General features: G+C 72.8%; 15 protein-coding genes. 6 read left to right on the top strand and 9 right to left on the bottom strand.

From position 1 onward, the window contains the following. The first annotated feature begins 67 nt into the window (after positions 1–67). Both ACN260_RS22510 and ACN260_RS22505 read left to right on the top strand, forming a co-directional pair. Positions 68–1,162: a D-alanine--D-alanine ligase family protein gene (locus tag ACN260_RS22510; RefSeq protein WP_422752919.1), complete on the top strand. Its 1,095-nt coding sequence runs from the start codon at positions 68–70 to the stop codon at positions 1,160–1,162. A 271-nt stretch (positions 1,163–1,433) separates the two neighbouring features. Continuing rightward, on the top strand, positions 1,434–2,435 hold the full coding sequence (locus tag ACN260_RS22505; protein ID WP_422752918.1) for a trypsin-like serine peptidase: 1,002 nt from the start codon (positions 1,434–1,436) through the stop codon (positions 2,433–2,435). 143 nt (positions 2,436–2,578) lie between these two features. Here ACN260_RS22505 and ACN260_RS22500 read toward each other — a convergent pair whose 3' ends face one another. Together ACN260_RS22500 and ACN260_RS22495 are read right to left on the bottom strand one after the other, a co-directional pair. Then, on the bottom strand, positions 2,579–3,448 hold the full coding sequence (locus tag ACN260_RS22500; RefSeq protein ID WP_422752917.1) for an alpha/beta fold hydrolase: 870 nt from the start codon (positions 3,446–3,448) through the stop codon (positions 2,579–2,581). Between the two features lie 40 nt (positions 3,449–3,488). Then, on the bottom strand, positions 3,489–4,082 hold the full coding sequence (locus tag ACN260_RS22495) for a TetR/AcrR family transcriptional regulator (RefSeq protein ID WP_422752916.1): 594 nt from the start codon (positions 4,080–4,082) through the stop codon (positions 3,489–3,491). A gap of 58 nt (positions 4,083–4,140) precedes the next feature. Between ACN260_RS22495 and ACN260_RS22490 the strand changes: the two genes are divergently transcribed. Further along, a complete protein-coding gene (locus ACN260_RS22490) occupies positions 4,141–5,043 on the top strand; it encodes an oxidoreductase (protein ID WP_422752915.1) in 903 nt (300 codons plus the stop codon). A gap of 66 nt (positions 5,044–5,109) precedes the next feature. Continuing rightward, complete coding sequence (locus ACN260_RS22485) at positions 5,110–5,325, top strand: hypothetical protein (RefSeq protein ID WP_422752914.1); 216 nt, start codon at positions 5,110–5,112, stop codon at positions 5,323–5,325. A 99-nt stretch (positions 5,326–5,424) separates the two neighbouring features. On the opposite strand, the gene ACN260_RS22480 is transcribed toward ACN260_RS22485, so the two are convergent. Next, the gene (locus ACN260_RS22480; RefSeq protein WP_422752913.1) at positions 5,425–6,444 is read right to left on the bottom strand and encodes an aldo/keto reductase; all 1,020 of its coding nucleotides are present in this window, start codon (positions 6,442–6,444) and stop codon (positions 5,425–5,427) included. 211 nt (positions 6,445–6,655) lie between these two features. Here ACN260_RS22480 and ACN260_RS22475 point away from each other — a divergent pair, with 211 nt between their 5' ends. Continuing rightward, positions 6,656–7,252, top strand: a complete 597-nt coding sequence (locus tag ACN260_RS22475) for a TetR/AcrR family transcriptional regulator (RefSeq protein WP_422752912.1) — start codon at positions 6,656–6,658, stop codon at positions 7,250–7,252. Positions 7,253–7,320: 68 nt separating this feature from the next. Here the strand turns inward: ACN260_RS22475 and ACN260_RS22470 are convergent, their stop codons facing one another. Then, on the bottom strand, positions 7,321–8,343 hold the full coding sequence (locus tag ACN260_RS22470) for a hypothetical protein (protein ID WP_422752911.1): 1,023 nt from the start codon (positions 8,341–8,343) through the stop codon (positions 7,321–7,323). 106 nt (positions 8,344–8,449) lie between these two features. Here ACN260_RS22470 and ACN260_RS22465 point away from each other — a divergent pair, with 106 nt between their 5' ends. Next, positions 8,450–9,076 carry a TetR/AcrR family transcriptional regulator gene (locus ACN260_RS22465; RefSeq protein ID WP_422752910.1) on the top strand — a complete coding sequence of 209 codons (627 nt, stop codon included), beginning with the start codon at positions 8,450–8,452 and terminating at the stop codon, positions 9,074–9,076. Between the two features lie 144 nt (positions 9,077–9,220). Here the strand turns inward: ACN260_RS22465 and ACN260_RS22460 are convergent, their stop codons facing one another. The 5 genes from ACN260_RS22460 to ACN260_RS22440 are packed head-to-tail and all read right to left on the bottom strand — an operon-like array spanning position 9,221 to position 13,992. Continuing rightward, a complete protein-coding gene (locus ACN260_RS22460; RefSeq protein WP_422752909.1) occupies positions 9,221–9,913 on the bottom strand; it encodes a hypothetical protein in 693 nt (230 codons plus the stop codon). After that, positions 9,913–10,878 (bottom strand): NAD-dependent epimerase/dehydratase family protein, encoded by a 966-nt coding sequence (locus tag ACN260_RS22455; protein WP_422752908.1) that lies wholly within the window; start codon positions 10,876–10,878, stop codon positions 9,913–9,915. The genes ACN260_RS22460 and ACN260_RS22455 overlap by 1 nt, the downstream gene beginning before the upstream one ends. Further along, positions 10,875–12,251: a nucleotide sugar dehydrogenase gene (locus ACN260_RS22450; protein ID WP_422752907.1), complete on the bottom strand. Its 1,377-nt coding sequence runs from the start codon at positions 12,249–12,251 to the stop codon at positions 10,875–10,877. Before ACN260_RS22450 ends, ACN260_RS22455 begins: the two co-directional genes overlap by 4 nt. 53 nt (positions 12,252–12,304) lie before the next feature. Beyond that, positions 12,305–13,198 (bottom strand): NAD-dependent epimerase/dehydratase family protein, encoded by an 894-nt coding sequence (locus ACN260_RS22445; protein WP_422752906.1) that lies wholly within the window; start codon positions 13,196–13,198, stop codon positions 12,305–12,307. After that, complete coding sequence (locus ACN260_RS22440; protein WP_422756797.1) at positions 13,195–13,992, bottom strand: sugar phosphate nucleotidyltransferase; 798 nt, start codon at positions 13,990–13,992, stop codon at positions 13,195–13,197. The genes ACN260_RS22445 and ACN260_RS22440 overlap by 4 nt, the downstream gene beginning before the upstream one ends. Position 13,993 lies beyond the last annotated feature (1 nt).

Raw genomic sequence — 13,993 nt, 5'->3', positions numbered from 1 at the left:
CCACAGTAAGGTCAGTCGGGTGAGCGCAACTGACGGCTCCGCAGTCGCGTACCGAGAGGTGACCCGAGTGACCACCCCAGGCAAGACCCGCGTGGCGATCGTGTTCGGCGGACGCAGTCCCGAGCACGGCATCTCCTGCGTCAGCGCGGGCAGCGTGCTCGGCGCGCTCGACCCCGACGAGTACGACGTGGTGCCGGTCGGCATCACCCGGCAGGGCCAGTGGGTGCTGACCGACGGGGACCCGGGCGAGTTGGCGATCCGGGCGCGCAGGCTCCCGGAGGTCACCGCCGGTGCCGGGGCCGAGGTGGTGCTGCGGACCGACCCCACCGCCGGTGGCCTGCTGGTGCTCGACCCGACCGAGGGCCCCCGCGCGCTCGCCGACGTGGACGTGGTCTTCCCGGTGCTGCACGGCGCGTACGGCGAGGACGGCACCATCCAGGGCATGCTGGAGATGGCCGACATCCCGTACGTCGGTGCGAACGTCTTCGCCTCCGCCGCCGCGATGGACAAGGAGTTCACCAAGAAGCTCTGCGCCGCCGAGGGTATCCCGGTCGGCCCGTACGCGGTGCTGCGTAACGGAATGACCCTCAGCGAGGCCGACAAGCAGCGACTGGGCCTGCCGGTCTTCGTCAAGCCGTCCCGGGCCGGGTCGTCGTTCGGCATCACCCGGGTCGACGACTGGGCGCGGCTCGACGACGCGGTCGCCGTCGCCCGGGAGATCGACACCAAGGTGCTCGTCGAGGCCGCGGTCGTCGGTCGGGAGATCGAGTGCGGCGTGCTGGAGGGCGAGGCCGGCGGGGCGCCCGAGGCGTCCGTACTGGCCGAGGTCCGGATGGTCGGCGACCGCGAGTTCTACGACTTCGAGGCCAAGTACCTCTTCGCCGACGAGGTCTGCGAGTACGACGTCCCCGCCGTCCTGCCCGACCGGGTCACCCACCAGGTCCAGGAGTACGCCACCCGCGCCTTCACCGCGCTGGACTGCTCCGGCCTGGCCCGGGTCGACTTCTTCGTCACCTCCGACCTGGACGTCTACCTCAACGAGATCAACACGATGCCCGGGTTCACCCCGACGTCGATGTTCCCCCGGATGTGGGCGGCCAGCGGCCTGGAGTACCCCAAGCTGGTCAACCGGCTGATCCGCACGGCCCTGCACCGGCACTGACCAGCGCGCCGGCTACCGGTCCATCCTCTCGTCGACGCCTCCCCGTCCGGGGGCGTCGACAGGCGTGTCCCGGGTCGTCCGGGGATCACCCCGACCGGTCGACCGACGCGATCCGGTGCGTATCCCACGGCTGACAAAATCGACGTCGGTTATGGCGTCCCCGGTGATGCGGCACGAATTACTGACAACTATCGCGCGTCATTGTGATCAATGGTTGGGCCTCAATATTCTGCCGGAGTTCGGATAGGTGCAAGGGGCAGAGGAGGTCCTCTTGAAATCCGCTCTTCGTTGGTCGGTGTGTGCCGGTGCGGCATTCACCCTCATTCTTGCCGGTGCGCCGGCAGCCGAGGCGAATTCGACCACGGCCGACGGAAAAGGAAACATCACGGCGATCGCCCGTACCCTCGACGGGCGGGCGATCACCAACGAGAAAATCGCGAAGGAGGTCGCCGACTTCTGGACCCCGGAGCGTATGGCGTCCGCCCGGGACCTGGACTTCCCGAAGTCGGCGCGGGCCACCACGTCGTCGAGCCGCGCGCCGCGGCCCACCGGTCCGGCCGGCGCGGTCGCTCCGGTGGCCCCGAGCATCGCCGGCGGCCCCCGGACGATGCTGAACGAGGCGGTGACCGTGGGCAAGGTCTACTTCACCGTCCCCGGCGGCGGCACCGCCTCCTGCTCGGCCAGCACCGTCGCCAGCACCAAGCGGCGGCTCGTGGTGACCGCCGGGCACTGCGTACACCAGGGTGCCGGCGGCGGGTGGTACTCCAACTGGCAGTTCGTCCCCCGGTACCGCAACGGTGTGCGGCCGTTCGGCACCTTCGTGGCCTACAGCCTCTCCACCCGGGGCGCGTGGGCCAGCTCGTCGAGCTACGCCGAGGACATGGGCATCGCGGTGATGTCCAACGGCGGCACGTACAACGCCAAGGTGGTCGACACCGTCGGTGGCAACGGGCTGCGCTGGAACTGGGGCTACTCCGTGGCGGTCACCGCCCTGGGCTACCCGTCCAACCTCGGCGGTGGCGAGAGCCAGCAGTACTGCCAGGGCACGACCTGGGACGCCGGTGGCCAGCAGATCCGGATGTACTGCAACATGACCTACGGTTCCAGTGGTGGTCCCTGGTTGCAGGAATACAACGACTCGATCGGTGCCGGCTACATCAACAGCACCGTCAGCCACGGCGACAATCCGGGTAACGGGCAATTCGACGGCCCCTACTACGACAACGACATCAAGAGCCTGTACGACTACGCCGAAGCCGGCTCTCCCGCGTAAATCCACCCTCCCCGCACCGGAGCCCCGGCCACCGGCCGGGGCTCCGGTCTGTTTCCGTAGCCGGGAAATGCGCCTGTCGGGTCGATACAGCGGTATTCCGGCACCCGGACACCGCTGTTTCGAACCCGGCGGTGGGGCATCGGTCAGGGGGTGGCCAGCACCTCGCGGAGCCTGGCGGCGAACTCCCGGGGCCTGCCGGCGTAGCCGGCGTGCCCGCCGAGGAAACCGCCGTGGTGGCTCGGGAACACCGTCGCCTCCTGGCCGAGCAGGTGGGCGACGCCGACGGCCGTCCGGGCGGTGTACGTCCCGGTCGACTCCTCGCCGACCGCGATGACGATCCGGGTCGGTGCGGCGGTGAGCGCCGCCGCGTCCAGGCGGTAGTCGGTGACCGGCCACGAGTTCCTCGACAGCAGCGGATCGTCCCGGCTGCCGTCGTCGTCGGTCGGCAGGCCGAACGTCGCCGGGTCGGGCGCGGGCCGGGCGAAGTAGGCGTCGGTGAACTCGCCCTGCCACGACGTCATCGCGATGAACGCGGCCATTCCCGCGCCGGTGCCCCCCGCCTGGTATGCCTCGTGGAAGGCGGCCCGCGCACGCTCGGCGGCGGCGGCGTCGGGCAGCACGGCGTTGACGGGCGGCTCGTGTGCCACCAGCGTGACGACGTCGTTGGGGTGGGCCGCGACCAGGGCGAGCGCGGTCACCGCCCCGCCGCTGCTGGCGAACATGTCGACCGGGCCGGCGTCGAGCGCCCCGATCAGGTGGTGCAGGTCGTCGGCCTGCTGCTGGGGCGTGTGCTCGGACCGGCCGTCGGTGCGGACGCTGCGCCCCAGGCCGCGCGGGTCGTAGGTGACGACCGTGCGGTCGGCGAACTGGGCGGCGAGCGCGTCGAAGCCCTCGGCCGTCATCGGCTGACCGATCATGACCAGGGCAGGTCGCCCGTCCGCCGGGGGGAGCGGGCCGCGGACGTCGTAGACCAGTTCCACTCCCGGCAGGGTGAGCGTGTGCGTCCTCGTCATGGCGCCGAGCCTACGACCGGCCCCCGACACCGTCCGGCGGTCAGGGGCGGCGTGACCCCCGGATGAACTGGTCGACCGCCGTCCGGGTGATCCCGTCGAGCAGATCGGGTGCGACCAGGTTGCCGTTGACCAGCGTGGCGATGCCCTGCAACGTCGCGAACAGCACGATCCCGGCGCGCTCCGGCGGGCCGGGTTCCAGCACCCCCTGGGCCTGCCCCTGGGTGATCAGGTCGTGCATCAGCCCGAACGGTCCGGCGGCGGCGGCGACGAGGTGTTCGGCCCCCTCGCGGTGCTTGCCGGTGAACATCAGCTCCAGCAGGGCGGCGTCCTCGGTGGCGAACCGCAGGTAGGCGGCGGCCATGGCGTGCAGGCGCGGTCCGAAGTCCGCACCCGCGGCGGCGAGTGCGGCGTGCAGCTCGGCGTGCAGCCTGGCGAATCCGGCCTCGGCGAGAGCGTCCAGCAACGCCTGCCGGTCGGCGAAGTGCCGGCGCGGCGCGGCGTGGCTGACACCCGCCTCACGGGCCAGTTCGCGCAGCGAGAGCTGGCCCGCGCCGTGTTGGCGCAGGCTGCGCTCGGCGGCGGCGAGCAGCGTCGACCGCAGGTTTCCGTGGTGGTACGCGGGCACGGGGGTCATGGTAGCCCGAAAAATGTCGCCGTTGCCGACATTGTTGTCGCCGTATACATTGTTTCCCATGACAACATTCACGACCGCCCAGATCCCCGCCCTGACCGGCCGTACCGTGATCGTGACCGGCGCGAACAGCGGCATCGGCCGGGTCGCCGCGACGGCGCTCGCCGCCCGGGGTGCCCGGGTCGTGCTCGCCGTCCGTGACCCCGCCAAGGGTGCCGCGGCCGCCGCGGGCATGACCGGCGACGTCGAGGTACGGCGGCTCGACCTCGCCGACCTCGCCTCCGTCCGCGCGTTCGCCGAGGGCTGGACGGGGCCGATCGACCTGCTGGTCAACAACGCCGGCGTGATGATCCCGCCGCCGACCCGTACCGTCGACGGCTTCGAGCTCCAGTTCGGCACCAACCACCTCGGGCATTTCGCGCTCACCAACCTGCTGCTGCCGCAGATCCGGGGGCGGGTGGTCACCGTCGCGTCCTCCGCGCACCGGGCCGGAAGAATCGACTTCGCCGACCTGAACTGGGAGCGCCGCCCCTACCGGGCCTTCCCCGCGTACGCCCAGTCGAAGCTGGCGAACCTGCTGTTCACCGCCGAACTGCACCGCCGCCTCACCGAAGTCGGCTCGCCGGTGCTGGCGACCGCCGCCCACCCCGGCCTGGCCGCCACCAACCTGCTCGGGCACCTCGACCGCGACCGCTCCTGGTGGAACCGGCTCCAGACGGCCCTGGTCAACCGGTTCGCGCAGAGCGACGCCGACGGCGCGTCGCCCACCCTCTACGCGGCGGTCGCCGACATTCCGGGCGGCAGCTACGCCGGGCCGGACGGCCTTTTCGAAGGGCGTGGCGCGCCGAAGCTCGTCGGCCGCTCGAAGAGCGCCCGTGACGGTGCGGTCGCCCGTCGGTTGTGGACGGTTTCCGAGGAGTTGACCGGCGTCACCTTCCCCCTGGCCGCCCAGCCCGCCCGGTAGGCGGCGCGTGCCGGGCGATCAGCCGTCAGTCGTTTGTGGAGGGTCCGGCTGGGGAACAGGGCTGCCATGGCGAACGGACAGGTGAAGACGATCGGTGGTCTGCTGCTGCGGGTGCTCGGTGTGCTGCTGGTCGTGGTGGGCGTGTTGGGCGCGTTGGCCTCGCTGACCCAGGGCAACGTCGTCGGGACGGCCCTGGGTGTCGTCCTCGTCGTCGGGGGCGCGGTGCTGCTCAAGCGCTCCGGACGGGCCGGCCGGTCGGGGGCGGTGCCGTCGACCCGGTGACCGCGGGGCGACGTCAGCGCTGCGCCCGGCCGCCGTCGGAGGGCAACGTGTTCTGCGTGAGCTGACCCGGGCCGGTCGACCGGTGCGCTGCGCCGGCGCTCAGCGGCGGCGCAGCGCCGGGTCGAGCAGGGCCGGCGGGGTGTCGTGCTTCTCGTCGGGGGCCAGGTCGACGCCGGGGGCGACGATCGCGTCGATGGCGTCGAGCACGTCGGCGGTGAGCACGGTGTCGGCGGCGGCGAGTTGGCTGCTCAGGTGCTCCGGCGTGCGGGGGCCGATGATCGCGCTGGTCACGGCGGGGTGTGCGGTGACGAAACCGAGCGCGAGCTGGATCAGGGTGAGCCCGGCCTCGTCGGCGACCTTGGCGAGCTGCTCGACGGCGTCGAGCCGGGCCCGGTTGGCGGCGACGGTGAGGTCGAAGCGTCCGGGTAGGACGTCGGCGCGGTGGGTGGTGATCTCCCGGCCTGCCCGGACCGCGCCCGACAGCCAACCCGAGGCGAGTGGGCTCCAGGCGAGCACGCCCAGGCCGTACTGCGCGGTGACGGGCAGGACGTGGGTCTCGATGCCGCGTTGCAGGATCGAGTAGCTGGGCTGCTCGGTGACGTACCGGCCAAGGTGGTGTTCCCGGGCGGCCCACTCGGCCTGCACGAGCCGGTACGCGGGGAACGTCGAGCAGCCGAAGTAGCGGATCTTGCCGGCCCGCTGGAGGTCGGTGAGCGCGGACAGCGTCTCCTCGTCGCTGGTCGTCGGGTCCCAGCGGTGGACCTGGTAGAGGTCGATGTGGTCGACGCCGAGCCGGCGCAGGCTGTCGTCGAGCGCGGTGTACAGCCAGCGGCGGGAGGTGCCCCGGTGGTTGCGTTCGTCGCCCATCGGAAGGGCCGCCTTGGTGGCCAGCACGATGTCGTCGCGACGGCCGACGATGGCCCGGCCGACCAGTTCCTCCGACTCGCCCTGGCTGTACCGGTCGGCGGTGTCGATCAGGTTGATGCCGGCCTCCAGCGCGGCGTCGATGATCGCGGTGGCCTCGGCCTGGCCGGTGCGGCCGATGGCACCGAAGTTCATCGCGCCGAGCACGAGGGTGCTGACCTGGACGCCGGTGCGGCCGAGGGTGCGGTACTGCATGACTGTTCCTCCACGGGGTGACGGGGTGACGGTCCGGTGCCGCCGGGTCCCACGGCGCGTGCGGACGCGCCGTGGGCCGGGTGGGGGACGGGGCGCGGCTGGTCGCCGGCCGTCCGGCTCTGGCATCATGGTCCCAAGCGGAACCGTGTTCCGCTCTGAACTATACGGAACGCTGTTCCGTTTGCCAAGGGTGCCCGGAGGTGACGACGCGATGGCCGACGGTGGACCGGGGTCGCCCACCCCGGACGGGCGCGCCCCCGCACCCCGGAAGCGGGCCGACGCCCGACGCAACGAGGCGACCCTGCTGGAGGCTGCCGCCGCGGCTTTCCTCGACGCCGGTGTCGACGTGCCGGTACGCGACATCGCCGCGCGGGCCGGCGTCGGTGTCGGCACCATCTACCGCCACTTCCCGACCCGGGCCGACCTGATCGTCGGGGTCTACCGGCACCAGGTGCTGGCGTGCGCCGAGGCCGCACCGGCCCTGCTCGCCGACGGCCGCTCGCCGTACGCCGCCCTGACCGCCTGGATCGACCAGTTCGTCGATTTCCTGGCCACCAAGCACGGCCTCGCCGGGGCGATGAACTCCGACACCGCCGCCTTCGAGACGTTGCACGGGTACTTTCTCGACCACCTCGTCCCCGCCTGCGCCCGGCTGCTCGACGCCGCCGCCGCGGCCGGCGAGATCCGCCCCGGCACCGACCCCCGGGAACTGCTGTTCGCGGTCGGCAACCTCTGCGCCGGCCGCGCCCCCTACTACGACGCCCGCCGGATGGTCGGCCTCCTCGTCGCCGGGCTGCGGCTGAGCTGAGGGGCGCGCCCGGTGGCCGGTGCCGCGCCCCTGACGTCGTCCGCCGGGCCGGGCCGGGCGGGGGCGGATCAGCGCGCGTAGTGCGCGGCGACCGCGGCGAACGCGGCCTTCGGCTCCCAGGGCAGGCCGGGGTACGTCGCACCGGTGCGCCCTTCGAGCACCTTGACGATCCCGGGGCTGGCGAGGTCGAGGTCGTCGCGTGGGTCGCCGTCCGGTCGGTGCGGGAGGCTGGGCAGCGCGAACAGGTGGACGAAGGCGCTGTCGACGCCCTCGCTGTCGAAGATGTCGAGCAGTTCGCTCAGGTACGCGGCCTGGCCGGGCTCGTCGCGCTCGTACACGCCGTTCAGCCGGTGGGGTCTGCCGCTCGGGTCGTACTCGATGATCTCCATGCTGCGCGGCGCGACGTCGCCCGCGCCGCGCCAGGTCGCGGTGCCGAAGCCGGTGACGGCGACCGGCTTGGGCTGGTCGACGAGCCGGCGTACGCCGTCGCGGAACTGGTCGGCGACCTCGGCGGAGCGGATCAGTTCGACGGTCACCACGTCGAACAGGTCCCAGTCGACGCCCTCGAACGGGATCGCGGCGTAGGTGACCCGCCCGTGGAAACGTTCGCGGACCGCCGCCACGGTGGCGCGCAGGAAGCCGTCGAGGCGGGTACGGACCCCGGCGATGCGTTCGGCCCGGCCGTCCGGGTCGGTGAACAGGTGGCCGAGCCGGTCCGCGAGGCGCTCACCCTCGATGAAGCCACGGTTCATGATGCTCAACTCGGCGCCGGTGACGAACACGATCTCGGCCCCCGCCGCGCGGAGCCGCTCGGCCCGCTCGGCGCAGTCGAGGAACAGGGCGCGGATCAGGTCGGGCTCCAGCTCCAGGGGGTACGGCGAGAACCACACCTCCAGCCCCAGCCCGGCGGCGATCCGGGCGGCGGACTCCAACCGCCCGGGATCGCCGCCGACCAGGTGGACGGCGGTGCAGTGCAGGTCGTCGCGGATGATGGCCAGCTCCCGCCGGACCACCTCGGGGTCCCAGTGCGGCACCGAGGTGACGCCGTCGGTGACGAAGCCGGTGTCGTAGGCCATGCCCTTGGCACGCATGTCGGTCCCTTTCGGTCGTGGTGCTCCCGGAGTTCGGAGGGACCGTAGCATATTTTTGCGTACGCGCAATTTTGCGTGCACGTACCGTATGTGCGACAGTGGCACCGTGACCGGTCCATCGACGTTGCGGGAACGCAAGAAGCGGGCCACCCGGGAGGCGCTCCAGGCGGCGGCGCTGCGCCTCGCGCTGGAACGGGGGCCGGACAACGTCCGGGTCGAGGAGATCGCCCAGGCGGCGGGCGTGTCGACCCGGACCTACAACAACTACTTCCCGAGCCGGGAGCAGGCCATCGTCGCCGGGGTCGCCGCCGACCGCGCGGCCGGCGTCGCGGCGGCGGTGCTCGCCCGGCCGCCGGGGGTCGGCCTCGCCGACGCGGTCGTCGACGCCGTGGTGGGCCTGTACGCCGACCCCGGCGACCAGCCGCCCGCCGCGCTGCTGATGATCGCCGCCAGCCCCACGCTGCGCGCCTGCTACGTCGAGGCCGTCACCACGTTCGAGGAACCCCTGGCCGGGGCGGTCACCACCCGCTGTCCCGACGTCGGACCGCTGGCCGCCCAGGTGCTGGCCGCCGCGGTCGGCGCGGCGGCCCGGGTGGCGCTGCGGCAGTGGCTGCACGGCACGGGCGAGGTGCCGTCGATGGCCGGTTTCGTGGTGCCGTCCGCGCCGCTGCCGGACCTCGTCCGGGCCGCGCTGCTGCCGCTGGCTCCGGCACTCGACGCCGCCGCGTCCTGACCCGCCCGACCGGCTCCGGTGGACCCCGCCCCCGCCGGGTGGATGCCGGACGCGCGTGGTGCCGACGCGCGGTCCGGTCCCGGCCGGCGGGGGCGGGGGTACCGGGCGGGGCGGGACCGCAGCGGTCCCGCCCCGGTGAGGCGGTCAGGTACGCGACAGGGCGCGGTCGCTGACCGAGGACTGGAGCCCGAACTGCCGGGCCCGGCGCTCGGCGAAATCGGTCAGCCCCTGACTGTCGGCGTAGTCGAGGCTGTACAGGTCCAGTTCCAGCTGGAGCAGCTGCTCGGCGATCTGGGCGTGGAACTCCAGCACGTCGGGCGGCCACGGCGCGTAGCCCTGGTCGGTCCACCGGGCCGAGAACGACTCGAAGACGATCCCGTCGACGATCTCGGCCAGCCGGGGCAGCATGCCGAAGCCCCGGTTCGCCAGCAGGTACGCCGGCTCCGCCTCCTCCCGGATCGCGGCGACCAGGGTCAGCAGGTGCGGCACGTCCTCCGGGAAGGTCAGCTCCACGTTGAGCGTGTCCAGGAACAGCCCGGCGAAGCCCTGCGCGATCGCCCGCTTCGCCTGCCCCACCACGTGCGACACCCACAGCGGATGGTCGACGTGGACGAACGCGCCGCCCCAGTCCGGGTTGCGTTCCTTGCGCTGCCAGGGCGCGGGCGGCCCCTGGTCCTCCGACAGCGACAGGTAGCCGAGGGTCTGCACGTCCTGAGCCGCGAGGTAGCGCAGCTCGGCCGGACGGTAGAAGTCCGGTTGCAGCACCACCCGTACGTAGCGGGTCAGTTCGGGCAGGCGGCCGTCGCCGTAGTAGAAGCAGATGGGGCGTCGGCTCATCACGTCCACCCGTGTTCCCGGTACCAGGCGAACGTGTTGCGGACCCCCTCCTCCAGGCTGACGGCCGGCTCGTAGCCGGTCAGCTCACGCAGCCGGGACAGGTCCGGGCAGCGGCGGGCGACCGATCCCGGTGGCGCGTTCCCGGGAGCGATGGCGGGGCTGACCCCGGCCACCCGCAGCACCAGTTTCGCGAGGTCGCCGATGTTGGTCTCCTCGCGGTCGTTGCCGATGTGCACGATCTGCCCGGCGGCGGCCGGTGCCGCCATCAGCCGCAGCATCGCCTCGACCGCGTCGTCGACGTGGCAGAACGCCCGGAACTGGTCGGCCCCGGGGACGGGGAACGGGTCGGCCCCGCGCAGGGCGCGCAGCGACATCTCCGGGATGACGTGGTCGGCGCCCATCCGGGGGCCGTACACGTTGTGGAACCGGCCCACCACGGTCGCGAAGCCCCGGGCCCGCGCCGTGTGCAGGAAGGCGGCCTCGCCGAGCAGCTTGCTGGCCGCGTACGCGAACCGGGGCGCGGCGATGTCGGAGATCATCGTCGGCACGGTCTCGTCCGTCGGCACCTGCACCACCCCGGCGGTCACGCCCCCGGCGTAGACCTCGCTGGTGGAGGCGAAGAAGACCCGTTCGCCCGGAGCCACCCAGTCGAGCAGGTGCAGCGCCGACAGGGTGTTGACCCGGATCACCCGGGCCGGGTCCTGCTCCACGTTGCGCACCCCGACGACGGCGGCGAGCAGGTAGATCTGGTCCCAGCCGGTCGGCAGCGCCGCCCAGGTGCCCGGGTCGGTCAGATCGCCGGAGACCACCTGCACGGCCGGGTCGGCGCGCAGCCGGTCGAGGTCGGCGTCGTCGCGGCCCCGGGAGAAGTCGTCCACGATCGTCACCCGGTGTCCGTCGGCGACGAGCCGGCGGGCCAGGTGCAGGCCGATGAAGCCGGCCCCGCCGAGCAGCAACGCCCTCATGCCGACACCGCCGCGGTGTTCGACGCGTCCGCACCGGCGGCGACGGTCGCCGCGTCCGCACCGGACGCCGCGGCGGGGGCGGGTGGCAGGTAACCCAGCCCGGCGTAGCGGACCCCGGCGGCCAGCACCGCGTCCGCGTCGAGGACCCGCCACGAGTCGTAGACGAACGCCGGTGGGGTTGCGCCGAGCACCTCGGGCACCCGCAACGCCCGGTAGTCCGGGTGGTCGTTGATGATCAGGACGGCGTCCGCCTCGGTGAACGCCTTGTCCAGGCTGACCGGTTCGCCGCCGTACTGGCGGATCACGTCGTCGGTGACCATCGGGTCGTGGCCGAGGACGGTGACCCCGGCGGCGGAGAACACCCGCATCATCGGCTCGATCGGGGTGCCGCGCATGTCGTCGGTCGCCGGCCAGCCCTTGTAAGCCCACCCGAGCACCGCCAGCCGGGCACCGAGGCTGCGCCCGCGCGCCTCGACGAGCATCCGGACCACCGTCTCACCGACGTGGATCGGCAGGTACTCGTTGAGCTGGCGGGCCTTGCCGACGAGGAACGGCCGGCGGTCACCCGCACTGTCGATCATGATGTACGGGTCCTTGGAGAGGCAGCCGCCGCCCACGTACCCGGGCTTGGCGAGATCCGGGCGCGGGTAGTCGACGTTGGCCGCCCGGATCACCTCCAGCGGGTCGAGGCCGTGCCGCTCGGCGACCAGCGCGATCTCGTTGCCGAACGCGTAGATCAGGTCGGTGTGGCAGTTGTTGGACAGCTTCACCAGCTCGGCGGCCTCCAGGCTGGAGACCGGGACGATGGTGCGGACCAGCCCGTTGAAGAACCCGGTCGCGGCGACCAGGCTGTCGTCGTCCAGACCGCCGATCACCTGCGGCAGCTCCACCAGTTCCCGCAGCGCCTGCCCCTGGATGGTGCGCTCCGGGGCCATCACCAGCTTCACCCGCTCGCCCCAGGCGGCCTGGAGCTCCGGCAGCACCACCCGACGGCTGGTGCCCACCGGCACCGTGCTGCGGACCACCACCAGGGTGTCCGGCCGGCAGCTCGCCGCCACCACCCGGGCGGCGGCGGCCAGGTTCGCCAGGTTGGGCCGGTGGGTCATGTTGTCCACCGGCGTCGACACGCTGATCACCGCCACGTCGACGGTGTCCTTGGGCAGGTCGGCGGCGACGTGGATGCGGGTGCCGAGGTGGGCGGCGAAGACGTCCTCGATGCCCGGCTCGAAGATGTGCGGCCGGCCGTGCGACAGCGCGTCCAGCACCGCCGGTGACACGTCCGCGCCGTACACCGTGAAGCCCTTGTCGGCGAGGGCGGCGGTGAGGGTGAGCCCCACGTAGCCCAGGCCCACGACCCCGATCTTCATGCTCATCTGCTGTCCTCTCGTGTGCGGGTGTGTCGTGAAGGGGGAGCGGTCCGCCCGGCTCACCGCGCCTCGCCGGCGGCCCAGATGTCCTTGATCGAGGTGGCCAGGTCACGCACCGGTGACCAGCCCAGCCCGGCGGCCCGGCCGATGTCGGCCTGGATCCAGTCGACCGCCTGCGAGCGCTGCGGCCCGGACCCGGCCTCGCGGATCCGGCCCCGGTAGCCCGCCGCGTCGGCCAGCAGGGCGACCGCCTCCCGGGCGGTGACGGCCCGGCCGCTGCCGGCGTTGACGACCCGGTGCCGCAGCGTCGGCGCGAGGACCGCCGCGACGATCAGCGCGGCGAGGTCCCGCACGTCGACGAAGTCCCGGTACGCCGACAGCGGCCCCAGGGTGATCTCGGTGGCACCGTCGGCCAGGGCGGCCCGCAGCCGGGCCGCCGCCCGACCGAGCAGGTTCTCCTGCGACATGCCGGGGCCGATCGGGTTGAACACCCGCAGCGAGACCGCGTCGACCTCGCCGGCCTCCCCGGCGAGCTGGAACAGTCGGGTGCCGGCCAGGTGGCTGACGCCGTACGCGCTTACCGGCCGGGCGGGGGAGTCCTCGGTGACCGGGACCCGGTCCGGCACCGGCCCGTACTCGCCTGCCGAACCGAGCCGGACCAGCCGGGCCCGGGGTGCCGCGGCGGCGGTCGCCTCCAACAGTTTCGCCGCGACCAGCGTGTTCGCCGTGACCAGTTGCCCGGCGGAGCCGGTGAGCGCCCCCACGCAGTTGACCACCGCGTCCGGGGCGACCTCCCGCAGCAGCCCGGCCAACGCGTCCGTGGAGCCGTCGAGCAGGTCGTGGGTGGTCCGTCCCGGGCAGACCACCTCGGCCACCCGGGGGTCCGCCGTCAACGCGTCGCGGGCGTGCCCCCCGATGAACCCGGACGCCCCGAACAGCAGCACCCGGGTCACGTCAGCTCCCCGGCGCCCACCACGCCCGTCAGGTCGGCGGCCACCGGCTCGCCGACGACCCCCACCGGGTCGCCGACGGCCGCCTCCACCGCAGCGGCCGGCAGCAGGATCGGCTTGAGCTGGTGGAACGACCGGTTCGCCTCGTCGTAGTCCTCCGGCCGCCCGATGTCCAGCCAGAACCCGTCGAACGGGTACGTCATCGGCGGGTCGCCACCGGCGAGCAGGTCCAGCACGAGCTGGTCGAAGCCGAGGGCCAACCCGGCCGGGTAGGGCTCCAGGGTCCGCCGCGACATCCCGTAGACGCCCATGCTGACCGGGTAGCGCAGCGCCGGCTTCTCCCGGAACCCGACGACCCGGCCGGCGTCCACGTCGAGCACGCCGAAGTCGATCCGGTGCACCCGTTCGGAGGTCGCCAGGGTCAGGCCGGCCCCGGAGAGCCGGTGGCTGCGCAGCAGGTCGCCGTAGTCCAGGTCGGTGAGGACGTCCCCGTTCATCACCAGGAACTCCTCGGGCAGCCGGTCCTTGAGGCCGAACAGCGGGCCGACCGTGGACAGCGGCCGGTCCTCCTCGATGTAGTCGATGGCCAGCCCCCACCGGTTGCCGTCGCCCACGAACGCCCGGATCAGCGGGCCGAGATGGTTGATCGCCAGGGTCACCGAGGTGAACCCGCGTGAGGCGAGCTGGTCGAGCACGATCTGCAGGATCGAGTGGCTGTCCCCGATCGGCATCAGGGGCTTCGGCAGCGTCGTCGTGTACGGCCGGAGCCGCACCCCTTTGCCACCGGCAAGGATCACC

This window comes from Micromonospora sp. WMMD708 (assembly GCF_049315245.1).
GTDB lineage: Bacteria > Actinomycetota > Actinomycetes > Mycobacteriales > Micromonosporaceae > Micromonospora > Micromonospora wenchangensis.
The sequence above is the reverse complement of the archived record's forward strand: the minus strand, read 5'-3'. Positions and strand labels throughout refer to the sequence as shown.